At 46.3% G+C, this 19,988-nt stretch carries 18 protein-coding genes; 12 read left to right on the top strand and 6 right to left on the bottom strand.

Going from position 1 to position 19,988, the window contains the following annotated elements:
* Nucleotides 1-4: 4 nt before the first annotated feature.
* From R7P80_RS11205 to R7P80_RS11180, 6 genes are all read left to right on the top strand, one after another.
* A complete protein-coding gene (locus R7P80_RS11205; RefSeq protein WP_104976417.1) occupies nt 5-1,651 on the top strand; it encodes a TolC family protein in 1,647 nt (548 codons plus the stop codon).
* Nucleotides 1,651-1,854 (top strand): DUF1656 domain-containing protein, encoded by a 204-nt coding sequence (locus tag R7P80_RS11200; RefSeq protein WP_005374946.1) that lies wholly within the window; start codon nt 1,651-1,653, stop codon nt 1,852-1,854. Before R7P80_RS11205 ends, R7P80_RS11200 begins: the two co-directional genes overlap by 1 nt.
* Before the next feature lie 12 nt (nt 1,855-1,866).
* Nucleotides 1,867-2,757 (top strand): HlyD family secretion protein, encoded by an 891-nt coding sequence (locus R7P80_RS11195; protein WP_033906681.1) that lies wholly within the window; start codon nt 1,867-1,869, stop codon nt 2,755-2,757.
* Between the two features lie 16 nt (nt 2,758-2,773).
* Nucleotides 2,774-3,460, top strand: coding sequence for a potassium channel family protein (locus tag R7P80_RS11190; RefSeq protein WP_005374942.1), 687 nt, complete (start codon nt 2,774-2,776; stop codon nt 3,458-3,460).
* Nucleotides 3,453-4,601 carry an AI-2E family transporter gene (locus R7P80_RS11185; RefSeq protein WP_054574891.1) on the top strand — a complete coding sequence of 383 codons (1,149 nt, stop codon included), beginning with the start codon at nt 3,453-3,455 and terminating at the stop codon, nt 4,599-4,601. Before R7P80_RS11190 ends, R7P80_RS11185 begins: the two co-directional genes overlap by 8 nt.
* 216 nt (nt 4,602-4,817) lie before the next feature.
* On the top strand, nt 4,818-5,489 hold the full coding sequence (locus R7P80_RS11180; RefSeq protein WP_054701997.1) for a DUF2057 domain-containing protein: 672 nt from the start codon (nt 4,818-4,820) through the stop codon (nt 5,487-5,489).
* A 60-nt stretch (nt 5,490-5,549) separates the two neighbouring features.
* On the opposite strand, the gene R7P80_RS11175 is transcribed toward R7P80_RS11180, so the two are convergent.
* On the bottom strand, nt 5,550-5,996 hold the full coding sequence (locus tag R7P80_RS11175) for an RDD family protein (RefSeq protein WP_017634410.1): 447 nt from the start codon (nt 5,994-5,996) through the stop codon (nt 5,550-5,552).
* 180 nt (nt 5,997-6,176) lie between these two features.
* Nucleotides 6,177-6,941 carry a ferredoxin--NADP reductase gene (locus R7P80_RS11170; protein ID WP_005374935.1) on the bottom strand — a complete coding sequence of 255 codons (765 nt, stop codon included), beginning with the start codon at nt 6,939-6,941 and terminating at the stop codon, nt 6,177-6,179.
* Nucleotides 6,942-7,151: 210 nt separating this feature from the next.
* Here R7P80_RS11170 and R7P80_RS11165 point away from each other — a divergent pair, with 210 nt between their 5' ends.
* Nucleotides 7,152-7,604 (top strand): acyl-CoA thioesterase, encoded by a 453-nt coding sequence (locus R7P80_RS11165; protein ID WP_054701994.1) that lies wholly within the window; start codon nt 7,152-7,154, stop codon nt 7,602-7,604.
* Nucleotides 7,605-9,075: 1,471 nt separating this feature from the next.
* Here the strand turns inward: R7P80_RS11165 and R7P80_RS11160 are convergent.
* Nucleotides 9,076-9,294 carry a VF530 family DNA-binding protein gene (locus tag R7P80_RS11160; protein WP_025768615.1) on the bottom strand — a complete coding sequence of 73 codons (219 nt, stop codon included), beginning with the start codon at nt 9,292-9,294 and terminating at the stop codon, nt 9,076-9,078.
* 132 nt (nt 9,295-9,426) lie between these two features.
* Here R7P80_RS11160 and R7P80_RS11155 point away from each other — a divergent pair, with 132 nt between their 5' ends.
* On the top strand, nt 9,427-10,350 hold the full coding sequence (locus R7P80_RS11155) for a LysR family transcriptional regulator (protein WP_025768616.1): 924 nt from the start codon (nt 9,427-9,429) through the stop codon (nt 10,348-10,350).
* Here R7P80_RS11155 and R7P80_RS11150 read toward each other — a convergent pair.
* Together R7P80_RS11150 and R7P80_RS11145 are read right to left on the bottom strand one after the other, a co-directional pair.
* Nucleotides 10,347-10,637 carry a putative quinol monooxygenase gene (locus tag R7P80_RS11150; protein WP_005374925.1) on the bottom strand — a complete coding sequence of 97 codons (291 nt, stop codon included), beginning with the start codon at nt 10,635-10,637 and terminating at the stop codon, nt 10,347-10,349. The two genes, R7P80_RS11155 and R7P80_RS11150, sit on opposite strands and share 4 nt — an antisense overlap.
* Before the next feature lie 69 nt (nt 10,638-10,706).
* On the bottom strand, nt 10,707-11,360 hold the full coding sequence (locus R7P80_RS11145) for an oxygen-insensitive NAD(P)H-dependent nitroreductase NfsB (protein WP_005374924.1): 654 nt from the start codon (nt 11,358-11,360) through the stop codon (nt 10,707-10,709).
* A gap of 167 nt (nt 11,361-11,527) precedes the next feature.
* Here R7P80_RS11145 and R7P80_RS11140 point away from each other — a divergent pair, with 167 nt between their 5' ends.
* Nucleotides 11,528-12,991 carry a helix-turn-helix domain-containing protein gene (locus R7P80_RS11140; RefSeq protein ID WP_186585076.1) on the top strand — a complete coding sequence of 488 codons (1,464 nt, stop codon included), beginning with the start codon at nt 11,528-11,530 and terminating at the stop codon, nt 12,989-12,991.
* 129 nt (nt 12,992-13,120) lie between these two features.
* Nucleotides 13,121-15,778 (top strand): alpha-amylase family glycosyl hydrolase, encoded by a 2,658-nt coding sequence (locus R7P80_RS11135; RefSeq protein ID WP_225491620.1) that lies wholly within the window; start codon nt 13,121-13,123, stop codon nt 15,776-15,778.
* 84 nt (nt 15,779-15,862) lie between these two features.
* Here R7P80_RS11135 and R7P80_RS11130 read toward each other — a convergent pair whose 3' ends face one another.
* Nucleotides 15,863-17,020, bottom strand: a complete 1,158-nt coding sequence (locus R7P80_RS11130; RefSeq protein WP_104976414.1) for a D-alanyl-D-alanine carboxypeptidase family protein — start codon at nt 17,018-17,020, stop codon at nt 15,863-15,865.
* Between the two features lie 210 nt (nt 17,021-17,230).
* Here R7P80_RS11130 and R7P80_RS11125 point away from each other — a divergent pair, with 210 nt between their 5' ends.
* Both R7P80_RS11125 and R7P80_RS11120 read left to right on the top strand, forming a co-directional pair.
* Nucleotides 17,231-18,526 (top strand): alpha/beta fold hydrolase, encoded by a 1,296-nt coding sequence (locus R7P80_RS11125; protein WP_172563937.1) that lies wholly within the window; start codon nt 17,231-17,233, stop codon nt 18,524-18,526.
* A 464-nt stretch (nt 18,527-18,990) separates the two neighbouring features.
* On the top strand, nt 18,991-19,971 hold the full coding sequence (locus tag R7P80_RS11120) for a rhodanese-related sulfurtransferase (protein ID WP_054574886.1): 981 nt from the start codon (nt 18,991-18,993) through the stop codon (nt 19,969-19,971).
* Nucleotides 19,972-19,988: the final 17 nt, after the last annotated feature.

The raw sequence follows: 19,988 nt of genomic DNA, 5'->3' as shown, positions 1-19,988 counted from the left end.
GGATATGATGCTTCCAAAACTAACCAAACCAAGCCTCGCCATACTTTCTTTGCTCGGACTCAGTGCGTGTACCACGGTAGGACCAGATTATGTTCATCCAAAGCAGGCGCCACTGCCAAGTGACTGGTCGGTGCAAAAAACAGCAGCCAAAGATACGCAGCAATCAGAGCAACAGCTACAACAATGGTGGCAGCAATTTAATGACTCAACTCTTAATCAGCTGGTTGAGTTGGCGAGCAAACAAAACCTCGATTTAGAAGCCGCAGGGCTACGAATTGTTCAAGCACGTTCATTCCTTGGTATTTCGACTGGCTTGCAATACCCACAAGTTCAAACCGTGTCAGGAAACCTAGCGCGTGCCTACGTAAATGATCAGGGCGTGAATAACGCCACTTTGTCGTTTGATGCTGCTTGGGAAATGGATGTTTGGGGCAAGTATGCTCGCGGAATTGAGTCGGCAGAAGCGGGTTACTACGCATCCATCGCATCGTATCACGACATCATGGTCACCATAACCGCCGAAGTGGCGCGCAATTACATCAACTATCGCACATTCCAAGAACGTATTTTGCTGTCTCGCCGCAATATCGAGATTCAAGAGCGTGTCGTCCGCATTACACAGGTGCAGTTCGACTCTGGCAACGTTACAGAATTGGACGTTCAACAAGCTAAAAACCAACTCTACACCACCAAAGCAGCGCTACCGAGCCTCGAAGTGGCAATGAAGCAATCACGTACTGTGTTGGCTTTGCTACTGGGTCTGTTACCAGAAGAAGTAGATGGACTGCTACAGTCGGATGGGATGCACAAGCAAATCGCTGAGTACGAAGCCCAGTTCAAATCAACGGGCAGAAAATCGGCGCTATCGGGCACCGACGAGCGCTCCATTGTGCCACGTCCACCGCTTTTGGATACGCAAGTGGATGCTAACTTAGTGATGCGACGTCCGGATTTGCAAGTCTCTGAGATGCAAGCTCGCGCGCAAAGTGCGCAGATTGGCGTGGCAGAAACCGCTCTGTACCCAAGCTTTTCGTTGTTCGGTTCCATCGGTATCGACAGTACGGTTCCCGATGGCAGCAGTTTCAGTTTTAGCGATTCGCTCACCATGGTGGTTGGCCCAACGTTCAGTTGGAACATTTTCCAATACGGACGCGTGAAAAATAACATTCGTTTCGAAGATGCTCGCTTCCAAGAAACGCTGACGAACTACAACAAAAAGGTACTGCAAGCCGTTAATGAAGTCACCAATGCAATCGAAGCGTATGACCTGTATTTGCAGCAAAAAGATTTACGCTTGCAATCGGTCAACTCTTCCATTCGTGCGTTCAACATATCCATGACACAGTACGAAAACGGACAAATTTCATTCGAACGTCTGCTTAACTCGGTAGAAAAAATGACCCGCGCAGAAGACAGCTACGCAACGATCAAAGGTAATGTTGCGAACCAAGTTGTCGCGCTCTACAAAGCCCTCGGTGGAGGCTGGCAAACCCAAACAGGCAAGCCTTTCATCAGTGAATCGATTGCCACGCAGATGACAGAGCGCACTGACTGGGGAAGTTATTTAAATGAAGAAAACCGCGTATTGCCGCCTTTGCGACTCGAAACTCCGGCTGAGACCAGTGATGAAAACAAAACGGAGGATCGGTAATGCCTCATGAACTCTCTTGGGGAGACGTTTACTTTTCTCCTACGCTACTCGTGCTCTTTCTCGCCGTCACGGCCACGTGGATAACGGTGATGATATTGAACAAGACACGTTTGTCTCGCTTCATCGCTTTTCCGTCTCTGACGTTTATTGCCATCATGGTCGGTTATGTGGTGGCCATCGACAGCTTTTATATTCAATTTTAGGTGCCAAACAAGATGAAAAAACTATTCGTAATCGCACTCAATCTTGTCATTCTTGGTGGCGCAGCTTGGCTCGGCTATCAAAAGTTTGAGGAATACTTTAATAACCCATGGACACGAGATGGGCAAGTGCGTGCTAACGTCATCAAAGTGGCTCCTCGCGTATCAGGCCCAATTGTAAATGTCGCGGTGCAAGACAACCAAGAAGTAAAAACGGGGGATTTACTGTTTGAAATCGACCCTGCGACTTACCAGGTTGCGTTATCTCAAGCCGAAGTAGCACTGGAGCGCTCCATTGTTAGCTCTCGCGGTAAAAAAATCGAATATGACCGCTTAAAAGACATTCGTGCCAAAGACCGTGGCGCGGTTTCTCACAAGGATCTGATTCGTCGTGAAATCGCTTACGAAGAGTCGCTACTGCAAATCAAATCTGCAGAAGAGCAACTAAAATCAGCACGCCTTAATCTCAGCTTTACCAAAGTTTATGCGACCGTCGATGGTTTTGTATCTAACCTCGATATTAGAAACGGTACGCAAGCGGTCGCAAACCAACCACTGCTCGCACTGATCGACAAAAACAGCTTTTGGGTATTTGGTTTCTTCCGTGAAAACCAACTTGCGCAAATCGAACCTGGCAGCCAAGCGCGTGTCACTTTGATGTCTCACCCAGACACGCCAATTGACGCGACGGTTGACTCGATTGGTTGGGGTATTGCGCCCAAAGACGGCACGGTCGGCTACAACCTTCTTCCAAACGTAAACCCTGTTTTTCAGTGGATTCGCTTAGCACAACGTATTCCGGTGCGAATCTCCCTACAAGAACTTCCTGAAGATGTTGATCTTCGATTCGGGCTTTCTGCGTCCATCATGGTGATGAAAGAGTCATCCGCAGAAAGTGAACAATAACTAAGTGAGAAGAGCCATGGTCATTGGTAAAAACCTCAAAAATATTAATGAAGAAAACAACTTCTTCTATCTAACCTTAGCACTAGTGATTTTGTTGCTAGGGAGTGCGATGGCACAAGTCGTAGGTGAAGGGACGATTGAACACATACTTCAGGCTTTCACGGTTCTGACGTTTATCGTCTGTTTTGCGAGCCTTCGCTTTGACAAAACCTGGTCTCGTTTCCTCTACAGCCTGTTTGGTATTTGGGTTCTTGTGATTGTGATCAAGACCGTTTTCGACATCAGAGAGATGAATGTGGTGATGCTTGCCCTCACCTTTGCGTTCTTTTTCGGCACTTTTAAATCCATCGCAAGACAGATTCTTTTCACCGGCCATGTCAACAGCAACAAAGTCATTGGCTCGGTCGCGCTTTTCTTGCTGCTTGGTCTGATGTGGGCGATTGCCTACCTCATTCTGCTTGAGTTTTCGCCTGAAGCCTTTACCGGTATGGAAGCGATTTCTTGGGGGCAGAACTTCTCCAATGCAGCGTATTTCAGTTTCGTTACCTTAACCACGCTCGGTTATGGCGACATTAGTCCTCTAACACCACTGGCTCAAGTCGTGGTGTATTTAGAGGCCATCACAGGTGTTTTTTATATGGCGATTGTTGTTTCAAGTCTCGTCAGTTCTAACATTGATCATCAGGTAAACAAAAATGGATAAACAATCGGTAAAAATCGACAGTAAGCTTTTCATCAGTAATATGGTGGAATCGGCAATACGCATTGGCTTGATCTTTGTCTTGCTGATGTTTACGTACGACATCATCAAACCCTTCATCCTTCCGGTTATTTGGGGCGCTATTATAGCCGTCGCTTTAATGCCGCTTACCCAAAAATTGCAGCGTGTATATGGTGGTCGCAGAGGTCTGGCAGCCACAACCATTGCTTTACTTGGTATTGCCCTCCTTGTCACGCCACTTGTTATGGTATCAGGCTCCATTGTGGATGGTGCAACGCACGCGCTTGAAGTACTACAAAATGGACAAGTGAAAATACCAGGGCCAAAACCTTCCGTAGCGGATTGGCCTATCGTGGGTGATAAGCTCTACGAAGTGTGGACCCTATTCGCTACTAATCTTGAGCAAGCGATTCAAACCTTTATGCCACAAATAAAGGCAGGACTCACATCTTTACTGGGTACACTTGGGGGCGTATTGGGAAGTTTACTGCTTTCAATCTTGTCACTTGCGATTGCAGCAGGTTTCATGACGTACTCTGAATCTGCAGCATCAGGCTTAAGAACCATCGCGATTCGAACCGCTGGTGAAAACGCAAAAAGCTGGACCACGCTTATCGCTGCGACAATTAAAAGCGTACTGCTTGGCGTAGTCGGTGTAGCGGCGATTCAAGCACTGTTGATCGGTGCTGGTTTCTTCGTATTTGGCGTTCCGGCAGCAGGTTTACTCACACTGCTTCTAATGATTTTATGTATCGCTCAGCTCCCGGCGTTGCTCGCAGTGCTACCTGTGATTGGCTTCATGTACATGACCCAAGACACCTCAACAGCAACCATGTTTACTGTTTGGGTCGTAGTTGCGGCTCTTTCTGAAAACCTGTTCAAACCAATGTTAATGGGACGTGGCGTCGACGTGCCAATGCCTGTGATTCTGCTCGGTGCCATCGGTGGTATGCTTTTCTACGGCATCGTTGGTCTGTTCTTAGGTGCCGTTATCCTAGCAATTTGGTATGAGTTATTTGTTTGGTGGTTAAGCATTGAGAAAGCACAACAGCAAGAAGAAATGGCAGAACAACAAGACGCTTCTAATGACCAATCAGAACCTGGACACGGTGCAGGCATATAATAAATCAATAAGTTAGAAATAAATTTAATCTATAACTTATGATATCAAACCGCTGCATTTCAGCGGTTTGATTCTATTTGGATCACAGTTTCGTCGTAATAAATGCGATAAAAATGACGTTCTTGTTAAATTTTCATACTTATTACACTTGGGAGTTGCAATCGGGCAATGAACGATGCACTCTCGATGACCACTAATTTGCTTAGGATAAAAACAATGAAATTGATCAAGCCTTTAACTTGTGCGCTTGCTCTCGCAATGAGTGGCATGGCATTCGCAGATGTAACCGTGAGTGTTCCTGACAACGTTTCAGTATTAGCGGCTAACGGTGAAAAAGCAGATCTTTCGGGTGGTTTTTTCGCCTCTGAAAGAACACTGACGTTACCTGATGGCCTTAACCAAGTCGTATTTCGTTTCGCCCCTTACTTCAACCAAGGTAATGACCGTTTAAGTGTTGAAAGCGATGTTATCGTTACACGATTTGACGCGACCAATACCGAACTCACTCTACAAATGCCAGAATACCGCAACCTACGTGATGCGGAAGAGAAGATCAAAGACTTAGATTGGAAACTGGTTGATGATTCTGGCAACGCAATCGCGGTTGCCCAGGACAAGTTGCTCAAACCGGGTATGCAAATCGGTCGTGATTACGTACGTGAAATCGAAGATTACAACCAGGCTGGCGGTGCAGCAGCCGTGGCTTTTGCTGGCGCAGCGACCATGCAGCCAGTCACGCTTCCTGCAAAGGTTCCTGCGGATATGAAGCAAGTGAGAGCAACTGCGGTTAAAGCGGATTCGACAGCTGAAGAGATGCTGCACTTCTGGTACCAAAAAGCAGACGCAGAAACCAAAGCTCGCTTTAAGAAATATGTTAATCAACAGTAAATCTGGTTAACTTTATCGATATTAAAAAAGCCACTTCACGTGGCTTTTTCGATCAAAAAATTAGGAAACTTGGACAACTTTAGTATTGGCGATCAAGTCATGCAACAAACGTCGCTCCGGATGAAAGAACAACAATGCCAAATTTACCAACGGGATCCCCGGAATGAGCATCTCCAGTAAGTAGCTAATAACAAGCCTTAACCCTGCTGTAACTTTCGTTGCCTTACTATCATTTTTCATTACAACTTTAATACCAATCATGCGCATACCAATGGTTTGCCCATGACTCAATGCATTCCAGTTGATCATTAAAACCGTTGGTAAAGAAAGCAAGTAAAACGCCTGAGTTTCACGAACAAGCGTGAGGTTATCTGCTAAAGAGAGCTGAAAGTCGTTAAGAAAAGAGTTAATACTCAATGCGATGATTAACACGACCACCATCGCAAAGAGCAGGTCGATAAAACCAGCAATGATTCTCTGTTGCTTGCTCGCGATAAAAGCATACATGGACTTCAGTCACCTCAATGTAATTGGTTAAGCGAGAATGACTGAGTGTACAGACGCGCAATGGTGAGCGCAGTTTAGGTATTGCCAACATAATATTCAACTAAGAACATACTAAATCGCGATCGTATCTCAAAAGTAATCATTACATCTTGAGCATAACCGTATCAATTTAACAAAACGCTACCAGTAACGTTCGTAAATGATATTTCCCCCAGTTTGATGGCGATACTTTTCCAAGCCTAGCTCTTGTAAAACGGGCACGGTATCTTTGATCATTTGCGGATTCCCACACATCATGACAAAGCTACGCTGAGCTGAGAATGGCGCATCAGCGGCGTTGGACAGTAAACCCGATTCGATGAGTTCAGGAATTCGGCCTTGTAATTTACCATCAACCACTTCCCTGCTGACTATCGGTATATACTTTAATCTGCCTTCATATCGTTGCTGAAGCTGTTCAATTAGGTATTTATAAACCAGATCTTTTTCGAAACGAACGGCATGAACCAGCACAATGCGCTCATTGTGAGGCGGTAAGTTTATATCATCCAGCAGCGATAAAAACGGTCCAATCCCCGTACCTGTAGATAGCAGCCACAGGTCATGAGCCTGTTTAGGAATAGAGTCATGGATTAAATCGCCATGTGCGGTGGCACCGACATAAATGCTATCACCAGATTTAAGCTTTTGGAGCCGTGGAGAAAGTTGTCCTTGAGGGTCGGCTACTATTAGAAATTCCAACCAATCGAATTGCTCGCTTGGCGCATTAACCACAGAGTAAGCACGGCTGATCGGCTTACCTTCATCATCAAGCAAAGCAAGCTTGGTGAATTGGCCAGCTTTAAATGAAAGAGGCGCGCCAGATATTCTCAAACTGAACAGCTCACCTGTCCAATCAATGCGTTTCTCAACTCTTGCGAGGTTGAAACCTTTGAGTTCAATCATGAGACACCTCCTATCTGGTTACTCTTAGTTAAACTTACGCCTTCAACTCGATTATGTAAAGTTTCTAGTTTACATAATCAAACCACTATTTCATTTCACATTTTAAAAACAATTTTATTACATATTAAATGATTACATCTAGAATAAATGCTCAAAGTGATAAGTCGCGTCGCAATTTGTGGCAAAGCAGATGAAAAAGGAGCAATAAAAATGGACACACTGTTAAAGGACTTTCCCGTTATCACAGAGATAAAAGTCGCATGGGGTGAAATGGATGCTCTGCAACACGTTAATAACGTGGTCTATTTTCGCTACTTCGAGACCGCACGTTTAGATTACTTCAACAAAATTAACCTGCTGGTCAACCTGCAGACCTCGCAAATTGGACCAGTACTGAGCGAGACTCAATGCCGCTACAAATTGCCTGTTACTTACCCAGACACGCTATTAGTCGGTTCTCGCGTAATCGACATGCAAGAAGATCGCATCACGATGGAGTACCAAGTGCTGAGTAAGAAGTGGGGTAAAATTGCGACCATCGCGACCGCCACTGGTGTGATGTTTGATTTTAAGAACAACGTTAAAGCTGCGATTCCAGATCACGTTCGCCAGTCGATTTTAGACTTGGAAGGAACCGTGGGTAGTACGCATCATTTGGAGTAGCAAGAAACGAGAGATTAAAGGCGAGGTTCCCGACTGCGCTTCTTCATCGCTATCGGGAATGATGCTGAGGTACCATTCCAACTTACGCAATAAGAAAACTAGCGTCATTCTAATGAGCCTAAAGCGAATCATTCGAAACCTCGCTAAACGTAACAGTAGAGCGACTCTTTCAGCCTACGCGATAAGAAAAGCTACGTCATTCTAGCGAGCCATAGCGAGACTAAGAATCTACTTACCGCTTGCAGCAGACCATAAAGCCATGAATAAACTCAATACAATCTGAGAGTAGATTCTGAATCACGCTCGTTCCTCGCTGTTCAGAATGACAGTTCGAGATTGGCTCTGACCCCTACAAAACCATCTAAAAAAGCGATTCCAGACAAGCCTAAGTGACCATCCGGAATCTCGCTTTAGACGCATCAGCAGCGCGACTCTTCCAGCCTACGCGATAAGAAAAGCTGCGTCATTCTAGCGAGACTAAGAATCTACTTGCCGCTTGCTGCAGACCATAGAACCATGAATAAACTCAATACAATCTGAGGGTAGATTCTGAATCACGCTCGTTCCTCGCTGTTCAGAATGACGGTTCGAGTTTGGCTCTGACCTCTACAAAACCATCTAAAAAAGCGATTCCAGAAGAACCTAAGTGAGTCACTCGGAATCTCGCTTTAGACGTATCAGCAGAGCGACTCTTCCAGCCTACGCGATAAGAAAAGCTGCGTCATTCTAGCGAGACTAAGAATCTACTTGCCGCTTGCTGCAGACCATAGAACCATGAATAAACTCAATACAATCTGAGGGTAAATTCTGAATCACGCTCGTTCCTCTCGGTTCAGAATAACAGTTCGAGTTTGGCTCTGAGCTCTACAAAACCATCTAAAAAAACGATTCCAGACAAACCTAAGTAACCATCCGGAATCTCGCTTTAGACGCATCAGCAGCGCGACTCTTCCAGCCTACGCGATAAGAAAAGCTACGTCATTCTAGCGAGCCAAAGCGAGACTAAGAATCTACTTGCCGCTTGCTGCAGACCATAAAGCCATGAATAAACTCAATACAATCTGAAGGTAGATTCTGATTCACGCTCGTTCCTCGCAGTTCAGAATGACGGTTCGAGTTTGGCTCTGACCTCTACAAAACCATCTAAAAAAGCGATTCCAGATAAGCCTAAGTGACCATCCGGAATCTCGCTTTAGACGCATCAGCAGAGCGACTCTTTCAGCCTACGCGATAAGAAAAGCTACGTCATTCTAGCGAGCCATAGCGAGACTAAGAATCTACTTACCGCTGCTGTAGGCCCATAGAGCTATGAATAGACTCAATACAAGCCTGAGGGTAGATTCTGAATCACGCTTTAAACGTAACAGCAGAGCGACTCTTCTAGCCTACGCGATAAGAAAAGCTACGTCATTCTAGCGAGCCATAGCGAGACTAAGAATCTACTTGCCGCTTGCTGCAGACTATAGAGCGGTTAGCAGAATGTCTCGATGTACAGCGCTTCGACTTTGTCTCTTGCCCATTGCGTTTTACGCAAAAACTTCAGAGAAGATTTGATCGACGGATCTTTCTTAAAACAGTTCACTCGAATGCGCTCATACAGGCCATTCCAACCAAAGTGTTCAACTAGTCGGGTGACGATTTTTTCTAAACTCAACCCGTGAAGTGGGTTATTCGGCTGCTGTTGGCTCATGCTATTGATCCGGTAAAGTGAAGTTTCGCGCTAATCTAACTCAAACTCGCCGTGCAACCTAATGTTTTAACCTTGAATTGGCCTACGACTCTCCCCTATAGTAGCCCAAACTTCTTAAAAGCCCTTTTCATTATGAAAGCCCTCAACGACCTCAATATTTTTGTCGAAACCGCGCGCCAAGGCAGCTTTTCAAAAGCCGCTAACAGCATGGACATGACACCTGCCGCCATTAGCGCATCGATTAAGCGTCTTGAAGGGCAAATCGGTTTCCCACTGTTTGTGCGTTCCACCCGAAGCCTGCGTTTAACCTCAGAGGGCGAACTGTTTTTAGACAAAACCACGCAAGCGTTGGCAACATTGCAAGAGGGGTTGGATCAGATCTCAAGTGCGCGCGGGGAGTTGTCTGGTCAGCTGCACATTACTGCACCCTCCGATTTTGGTCGCAATATGTTGCTCGATTGGGTGGATGAGTTCATCGATCTCTACCCAAATGTTTCCATTAAACTAGAGCTGTCCGATAGCTTGACGGATATGTATACCAAGCCTGTCGATATTGCGATTCGCTACGGCGAACCGGCCGACTCCAATCTGGTCGTATTGGCATTGTGTGGGTCAAACGAACGGATATTATGTGCATCGCCAGAGTACGTAGCTACACATCCAGAACTCACCTCTCCTGCCGATTTAACGCAACACAATTGCTTGTGCTACATGGTCGCGGATTCGGTCTACAACAAATGGACGCTCACGCGTGGCAGCGAGAAAGAACAAATCGTGGTCAGCGGTAACTTGTTGAGCAACGATAGTGACTTGCCACACCGGTTAGCGATCAAAGGCAAAGGCATTGCGAATAAATCATTGATGGACATTAGCCGAGACTTAATCGAGGGAAGATTGGTGCGAGTGTTACCAGAGTGGGATTGCGGCCCAGTGCCGCTCTACATGGTATGTGCCGATCGTCGATTATTGACGCCAACGATTCGGACTTTCCGCGACTTTATCCAACAAAAATGCTGCCAGCAACGCGCCAACGTGCTGGCAACCTTCTGTCATTAGGCGATAAATCGAAGAGGACGAATCTGGGTATATTCAACCCAATCATTCTCTTCCAATGTTTCAAGAAACGTCGCCATATGCGGGCTTTGCAAATGCTTATCCAAGGCCTCTTGCGATGCCCAGATTTCTTGGAACATAAATAGGCCATCAACTTTTTCGTCGAGATACAACTCGTATTGGCAACAGCCTTCTTCTTTACGAGTTGGCTCTAGTAAACCAGCAAGCAAATTCACCACCTGATCCTTACTATCTGGATAGGCTTTCACTTCTGCGACTAAGTGGATCATCGTTTTATCACTCTTTTGCGATTTATATATTGATTACGGGGTTCTACGTCACCTGTAAGTAAGCTCGAATTAGATCTCGGTGAATACGGTTTCTGCGTCCCAGCGAGACTTTGGCGTTTTCGCGTTGAAGTCATCTTCCGCGTGGTAGCCAAGCGGCACGATCACAACACTGGTATAACCTTTTTCACGCAAGCCAAATTCTTCATCCAGCACTTTTGGATCAAACCCTTCAATTGGTACTGCATCGATTTCTAACGTCGAAGCACCCAACAGCAACGTACCCACGTTGAGGTAAACTTGTTTCTCCATCCAATGGTTTGCATCTTTCAAATCAAAACGGTGCATGTTCACAAAGTAGCTACGACCACCGCGCACAGCCGCTTTCGCTTCTTCAGTTGGGAATCGACCATCTTTTTCTTCTTGCACCATTAGCGCTTCAATGTAGTCGTTATCAATGCCTGTTTTTGCACAAAACACCAATACGTGAGAAGCGTTGAGAATCTTCGCCGCGTTAAACGCGTAATTCTCTTGCGCCGCTTTAGCGATGCGCTGCTTGCCTTCTTCTGTGCTTGCCAGAATGAAATGCCAAGGCTGGGAGTTCACACTCGATGGACTAAAACGAATCAGCTCTTTAACTGCGTCGATTTTTTCTTGAGGTAGCTTGCGCGTTGGGTCAAACACTTTCGTTGAGTAACGAGATTTTGCAGCTTGTACGATATCCATGAGGTTCTCCAATTAATGAATTTAAGCTGTGTAACAGCATAACCTCATGAGATAAAGGGAAAAACCGATTTCGATTAAAAACATTTTCAAAATAAATTTGAAAATAAAACGATAAGAAAGGCTTTGAGCGTTCTCACTGAACTTCTTCATCTTTTCAGCAATAATGCATGTTTGCTCGCAACCAAACTCAACTCATGCTGCCTCAAGATAACGTTATTACATCCTTTCTGTGCAAAAAGCTCGGTCACAATCACCTTCGAATTGCCGGCGAATATTGGCACATTGAGAAGTTGGTGGCCTTGCAATGCATGATGTTGAAAGAAGCGCCTAACCTCCAAGAAGGGCTGCTTTGGTGGAGCAAAAGTGTCTCATTATTCGACCGCCGTTTGTACGTCACATTGCAACATGGTGATGCCCAAATCCATCTGCAAGTAGAATGCAGAACAGCCGATATGCCAAATTGGGCGGAGTCGGTGTTTGGCTTGCTCAAAATGCAGTTGGAGACGCTTGAGCTAAGCGAATCAATACAAGTACAAGTTCACGCCAACAATCCACTCACGGCCGATATTTTTCTAAAGGAAACGCGAGATTCTAAAACGAGTTCAAGCGTGTTTGAACTGGTGAAACATGTTTATTTGCTACTTTCTCACCAGCCAATTGAACAACCCGAATTGCTGAGTGTTTTGAACGCCTTGTTCATCAAAAACAGCAATTACGCGCTCAAGTTAGAGCAAGCGGCAAGGCAACTGGGCGTCTCCAAACGCACCTTGCAACGTCGACTGCAAGAGAAGCAAATGAGCTACTCTCAATGCGTTGATTTCGCTAAAAGAAAGCAAGCACTCACTTTGCTTGCCGACACCCAACTCACAACGCAGCAAATCGCCTATCAACTTGGTTATGAAGAACCTTCGAACTTTCACCGCACTTTTCGTCGTTGGTATCCGTTTTCACCCATGCAATATCGCCAGCAGTGCTTAGATAACCGCACTCATCTCAACAACCAACCCATCCGCTTGTACTACGCCAAAGCGAATACTTTAGCCGATAACGACATTGACCAACCCGTCGGTAAAATCTGGATGGAAGTGGATAATATTGCGTTTGAGAAAGTGGTCTCGGTAGAATGCCGTGACCGTGATGGCGCATGGCGGCGCTACCCCGCTTTCTTCGAGCGTTTTTTAAGTCATGGCACCGAACTATGGGCAACGACCGAACTTCCGGTAGCGCACCCCCTTACCTTTCGCCTTTGTTATGAAGTCGATGGGGAACGTTACATTGAGAATAACCACCAGCGTGACTATGTGGTCTCCAAGGGGCTTTTAATTGGCGCAACGGAATACATTGTCCCGACAAGACAACTTATCCAACTCGGCACTCAGTACACCTTGTTTGTGGAACTCGCGTGTAGATTAAAAGACGTAGCGAAGATCGATTGCTACGTGGGTGACGCGCCAGCTCTGCACGCAATGAGCCAAACTCAGAATGCAGAAGATTACACATGCTGGGCGCTACAACTTCCCCTCACCCAAACGGCTAAACAGTGTCGATTCCGACTCTATGATCATTCTGGTAATGAGTTAGCCAAAGACCATTACCCGATTCAATACCCAATTGTGCAACCACTCAGTTAAATATGTAGCACAGTTCAAATTCAGCACTTCGTGACATCATTTCACGTCTCTTTTGGCGTGAAATGACACTCTCAATTTCAAACCTTTGATTTATCGTTTCCGCATTGCTGCACAACGGAGACAAAAACCGTGTTTGAAACCTTACCTAACCCTATGAATAAAATAAAAATACTCCCTATAGCGATCGCCCTAGCTCTTTCTGGCTGTGGTAGCGATGAAACTACGCCAACCGATACAGGAAGCCACGTGGCATCTCCTGATTGGCAAGATCAAATCATTTACTTCCTGATGATCGACCGTTTTAACGACGGCGACAGCGCTCTTAATGATCAAGGGCAAAACGAATTCGATCCGACTTCGGATAAAAAGTTCAGCGGCGGCGACCTCGTTGGCGTGAGTGATAAGTTAAGCTACATCGAAACTCTCGGTGCCACATCGATCTGGATTACTCCGCCAGTGGCAAACCAATGGTGGGATGCAGAACAAAACTATGGTGGCTACCACGGTTACTGGGCGCGTGACTTCCAAAAAGTGGATGAGCACTTTGGTGACATGGAAAGCTACCAAGCGTTAGCGCGAGAAGTGCACGCTCGTAACATGTTCTTGATTCAAGACATCGTGACCAACCACGTAGGTAACTTCTTCACTTACGATGACCCATACAATTACGATCCTAGCCTACCTTGCCAAGGTTTCCGTTTGATTGAAAATGCGCTACCAGCAGGACAAGAACTGCCTTACCCGCTCAACAAGAATGAGTGTAAAGAAGATGGCACAGGCAGCTACCACTGGACGCCAAGCATCACCGACCACAACGATCCGGTACAAGAAAAAACCTGGCAGCTCTCTGATTTGGATGACCTTAATACGTCCGATCCTGAAGTACGCGCTTATCTAAAAGAGAGCTACCGAAAATGGATTCGCGAAGTCGGCGTCGACGGATTCCGTATCGATACGGTGAAGTTTGTTGAGCACGATTTCTGGAACGACTTCCTGCACGCCGACGATGGTGTGATGACTCAAGCGGTTGATACTGGTCGCGATAACTTCCTGACCTTTGGTGAAGTCTTCGAAACATCTACGCCTTACAACACAGAAGGCGAAGAGAAGATGCTGACTTACATCGGCGAAAGCGGCTCGCCGGAGCAGTTAACCTCGGTACTGAACTTCCCATTGCAAGCGACCATGACGCGCGTATTTGCAGCAGGGCAACCGACCGATTACTTACGCTTCCGTCTTGAGAAAATGATGGAGATGTTCCCAAATCCATACATCATGCCGAACTTCATTGATAACCACGATATGCCGCGTTTTCTATCGCAAGGCAGTGTCAACGATATGAAGCAAGCTCTGATCACCATGATGAGCGTACCCGGTATTCCTGTGATTTACCAAGGTACAGAGCAAGCGATGCCAGCAGCGCGCGATGCGATGTTTGCTGGCGGTTACCGTGAAGACGGCGACTACGTAGATTCATTCGACCAAAACAGCGAGATGTACTTGTTCATCCAAGAGCTTGCTAAGTTACGTACCGAAAACAAAGTCATGACACGCGGCGAAATGAAAGTCATTGGCAGCGATAAAGCTGGTGCAGGTGTGTTCGCCTTTACCCGCACTTTGGATAACGACGAAGTCTTAGTGGTAATGAACACATCTAACTCTCCAATGTTGATGAACCAACTCGATGTAGAACAAGTTGGTGGCACCGTCTTCAAACAACAAATCATGTCGAACTGGGTAGACGCTCCAGAGCAGTTAATCGCAGATGAAAACGGTCACGTAACCCTTGAGCTACCAGCCAAATCTGCCGTGATTTACTCAAAAACTAACGATACCCAATCGGTAGATACCCCAGACCTCAACATACAACTGGCGCAGGATTGGGAAGGAAAAACCATCACTGGTGATATTGTTATCGCGGGTAGTGCGAACGCCAACGAGAAGTTGAACCTTGTCGTCGATGGTAACTTAGAAACAGCGCAAGCCATTACTGCAGGCGCTGATGGTCAGTTTAGTGTCACGCTGTCGACTCGTCACTTTGCAATTGGCGAACAACAACACCGCTTCGCGATTTATTCTACTGAGAAAAAAGCTGGCATTGAAGATGTTAACTTTGTGTCGGACTTAAGCTGGTCAAACACGCCAGACGACACTATTGATAACGCGGGTGATGCGCAAGATGGCATGGGCGGTCCTAACGGTAACTATTCGCTACCAACGGATCCAACATTCGATAAAAACAATAGCCAACTCGCAATCAACAAAGCTGAGGTATTTACCGTTGGCAGTAACGTACGTTTGACCTTCACTATGGACAACATCACCGACACTTGGTTGCCACCAAACGGCTTCGACCACGTAGGTTTCACCATCTTTATTGATTTACCTGAAGAAGCCGCAACTAACTTGTCTGAGCTACCGAAGATCAACGCTTCTATGCCAAGCGGAACCTGGAGTCGTAATGCGGTTGTTTTTGGCTGGCAAAGCTCGATTTACAACACCAAAGGAGCAAATGCGACGACATGGGGAGAAGCGGTCACGCCAGCACCAACAGTGACAGTAGACAAAGCCAATAACACTATTTCGATGGACTTTGCGAGTGACGCGCTGGGCCGCCCAGATTCGCTCGATGGTATCCGCTTCTATGTCACGACTTGGGACTTAGACGGCCTTTCGGCAACTTACCGTCCGCTAGAACAAGACAAAGGCCCTTGGAACTTCTCCGGTGGCGCATCGGATGAAAGTAAGATTTGGGACGATTTACCAATCATCACCTTGTCGGAATAAACCGTTAAATAAAACACCGCCCAGCGTTTAGCTGGGCGGCCATCAACAAAAAAATGCAGAAAGACACTTCTGCTCGTTTTTATTCTAGTTAAAGAACGATTTCACCCACAGCACCAGACTGTCCCAAAGCTGAGCGAACCACGAGCCCTCTTCTACCGCTTGGCTGCTGACCAAGGGATAACTCGCCACGGTACTGTCATCGCTTTTCCAAACGACCTTACCAATCTCATCTCCTTGCGCGATCGGCGCAATCAACGGTTCATTTAACACCACACTCTTATCAAGCCCAGCCGTCATTGAACGAGGCAGAGTGAGATAGGCATCTTTAGCAAAGATCGCCTCAACTTGATTAGCATTTCCCTTCCAAACGCGAACTTTAGACTCAACTTCCCCCTGTTTAGCAACTTGCTTGGTGTCATAAAAGCGAAAACCATAGCTGAGTAGATTCTTCGATTGGCTGATCCGAGCCTGTTTACTTGGCGTACCCATCACCACCGAGATAAGGCGCATTCTTCCTTCTTTGGCCGAGCTCACCAAGCTGTATCCGGCATTGCTGGTGTAGCCGGTTTTTCCCCCGTCGACATCAATGGAATTGTCCCACAACAACTTATTGCGGTTGTACTGCGTAATGTCGTTCCACTTGAAGACTTTCTCACTGTATAGCGCGTACACATCAGGAACATCGCTGATGATCGACTGCATGAGTCTTGCCATATCGGTTGGTGAGGTTTGGATGCCATCACTATCAAGACCATGGGAGTTCACAAAATAGGTGTCTTGCAGTCCTAATTTCTCCGCCCAACCATTCATCAAGGCAACAAAGCCGCGTTCACTGCCTGCAACATGCTCAGCCAGTGCAACGCACGCGTCATTTCCTGATTGGATGATCACGCCGCGCATTAAGTTCGCAACACTAATTTCATCTTTCGGTTTGATGAACATTTTAGAAGAACCGGGAAACTTGGCCGACCACGCGTTTTCGCTCACGGTGACAACATCATCCCATTTCAAACGCCCCGCTTTGATTTCTTGTCCAACTACATAAGCGGTCATCAACTTGGTTAAACTCGCCGGAGCAAGGCCTGCTCGCCCGTTATACTCGGCAATAATGGCACCGGATTGAAAGTCCATTAATACGTAGCCTTTTGCCTGTAACTGAGGTGGGTTGGGCGTAACAACGGCAAAAGTAGGTACGCTTATTAAACAAGTCACAATTGTCCATCGAGCCAGTGACACTTTCATCCGACTTCCTCCATGCTCTTACTTTGTCGCAACTCTATTGAGCATAGCTCACTCAACCAGTTGCACCAGTCGCTAATCGTTTCATTTTCTTGAACTTACATTGATTTGACCAAGGTATAGAACTGAAGAGGCAATTGGGAAATAGCGTTGGTTCTTCGCGCCATTCGCAGTAAAGTAGCGCTACCCCTCAATAAGGAAATAAAGATAACAATGAACGCTCAATCATTTATCGACGCAGGATTGCATTACACTCCCCACAGTTTTACCGTTCCTCTGGATTACCAAAACGCGAGCAAAGGCACCATTGAAGTCTTCGCCCGTGCGGTTTGCCTAGTTGGCGAGGAAGAATCGACCAAACCTTGGTTGGTTTACTTTCAGGGCGGACCTGGCTTTCCCTCTCCGCGTCAAAACGGCAATAACGGCTGGGTAAAACGCGCGCTGCAAGAGTACCGAGTTTTGCTTCTCGACCAGCGCGGTACGGGCAACAGCAGCGTAATTAATCACCAGACGCTTGCTCACCTCACGCCAGAGCAACAAGCAGACTACTTGAGCCACTTCCGAGCGGATAACATCGTGCGCGACGCGGAATACATTCGTGAGCAATTTGGCGTCGAAAAATGGGCGATCTTAGGTCAAAGCTTTGGTGGGTTTTGCTCCCTCACCTATTTGTCTTTGTTCCCAGACAGCTTGCTACAAAGCTACATCACAGGTGGCGTGCCATCAGTCTCACGTCATGCCGACGATGTGTATGAAGCCACTTTCAAACGCACCATGGAGAAAAACCAAGCGTTCTTCCAACAATTTCCCAATGCGCAACAACTTTGCCAAAACATTGCGAATCACTTGCTGGAAAATGAAGAGTACCTACCAAATGGTCAACGCTTCACAGTGGAGCAATTTCAACAAATCGGCATCAACTTTGGTGTGAGTGATACTTTCTTACCAACTTACTATTGGCTAGAAAGCGCGTTGATTGAAGTGAACGGCAAACCACAACTTCGTTATGAGTTCTTAAACGATATGTTGGCGCAGCAAAACTTCCAAACCAACCCGATCTACGCCATTTTGCATGAATCGATTTACTGCCAAAGCTTCGCGTCGAATTGGAGTGCGCACCGCGTTCGCCAAACCCGATCAGAGTTTAATTATGAATCTGGCAAGCCATTTTACTTTACGGGGGAAATGGTCTTCCCATGGATGTTCGACCAATACGTTAACCTCAAACCACTAAAAGACGCCGCAGAAATATTGGCAGCGAAAAAAGATTGGACTGCGCTGTACGATCAAACACAACTGGCTCAGAACAAAGTGCCTGTCAGTTGCGCCGTTTACGCCGATGATATGTTTGTTGAAATGGATATCAGCCGAGAGACGCTCGCGTTAATACCAAACTCAAAAGCGTGGATCACCAATGAGTACGAGCACAACGGCTTACGTGCCGACGGTGAACGTATTCTCGACAGGCTCATCGCCATGGGCAAACAGACCGCAGCTACGTTGAAATAAGCACGGCAGACGTTAGAAAAACGCCTTTTCAGTATGTGGTGAAAAGGCGTTTTATAGCGGTTTATGAACAATGGCGATCAGTCATTCACTCTTTGTCCCTAAACCTTTATCCCTCACCACCTCATGTATAAAACTGCGACATGTCCTTTCCTTGTCAATGACTCCGGTGATTATTTGGTGCTTCTTGCGCCTAACTTTTTTGAAGGGCCTAAAACAGAATAACAGCATAAATTTAAGCCAAAAGTATCGGCTCCAACCTACCTAACTCACTATAATTAATGCTTATAATTTGAACACATATCGGCTTCACCTGCGGACATGCTCCCCCTATCAAAGACCGCCAGGCCCCGCCTACTCATAATATCCGTATAATTTGTCCGTATTTCCGACTAGTTTAGTCAGGTATACTTCGTGCCGCTAAAATTTTAAGGTCGTTGACCACCTGTATTTTTAAAGGAAACCTCATGAGTCAGTATGTAGTTTGTGCGCTGTACAAGTTTGTTGAGCTGAATAACTATCGAGAGCTACGCGAGCCATTACTTGCGTTGATGGAAAAACACCATATTCGCGGAACATTACTACTGGCAAGTGAAGGTATCAACGGTACTGTTGCATCTGATCGTGCAGGTATTGATACGCTACTGGAGTGGCTAAACAACGAACCTCGTTTGACTGGCACCGTATACAAAGAGTCGTATTCTGAGACCCAGCCATTCAATCGCACCAAAGTGAAATTGAAAAAAGAGATCGTAACATTAGGTGTTGAAGGTATAGACCCTCGCCACGTAGTGGGTACTTACGTGAAACCTCAAGAGTGGAACGATCTTATTGCTGATCCTGAAGTGTTTGTTGTCGATACACGTAATGATTACGAAATCGAGATCGGGACATTCAAAGGCGCTGTAAACCCAAATACTGAAACCTTTCGTGAATTCCCAGACTATGTAAAAGAAAACATGGACCCGGCAAAACACAAGAAAGTTGCGATGTTCTGTACCGGTGGTATCCGCTGCGAAAAATCAACGGCTTACATGAAAGAACAGGGCTTTGATGAGGTCTACCACCTAGAAGGCGGCATTCTTAAATATCTTGAAGAAGTTCCTCAAGAAGAGAGCATGTGGGAAGGCGATTGTTACGTATTTGACGGTCGTGTTGCCGTGAACCACCAGCTAGAAAAAGCAGATTACGATTTATGTAACGCTTGTCGTCTACCGATCACTGAAGAAGACAAACAGTCAGAATTGTTCGAGCAAGGCGTGAGCTGTCCAAAATGTCACGGCACACACTCAGAAGAACAAATTGCTCGATTCCGCGAGCGTGAAAAACAAATTGTTCTTGCAGAGCAGCGAGGCGAGCAGCATGTTGGTGGTGAAAGTGCCAAGCAAAGAGAAGCTCGACGTGCCGCTAAGTACGCGCAAAAAGAAGCGCAGCGTAAACAAGACTAAGCCCAACTCTCCTTATA

Source organism: Vibrio sp. 2092, from assembly GCF_033339635.1.
Classification (GTDB): domain Bacteria; phylum Pseudomonadota; class Gammaproteobacteria; order Enterobacterales; family Vibrionaceae; genus Vibrio; species Vibrio alginolyticus.
Note: the sequence above shows the minus strand (reverse complement) of the source record. Positions and strands in the feature narration are given on the sequence as shown.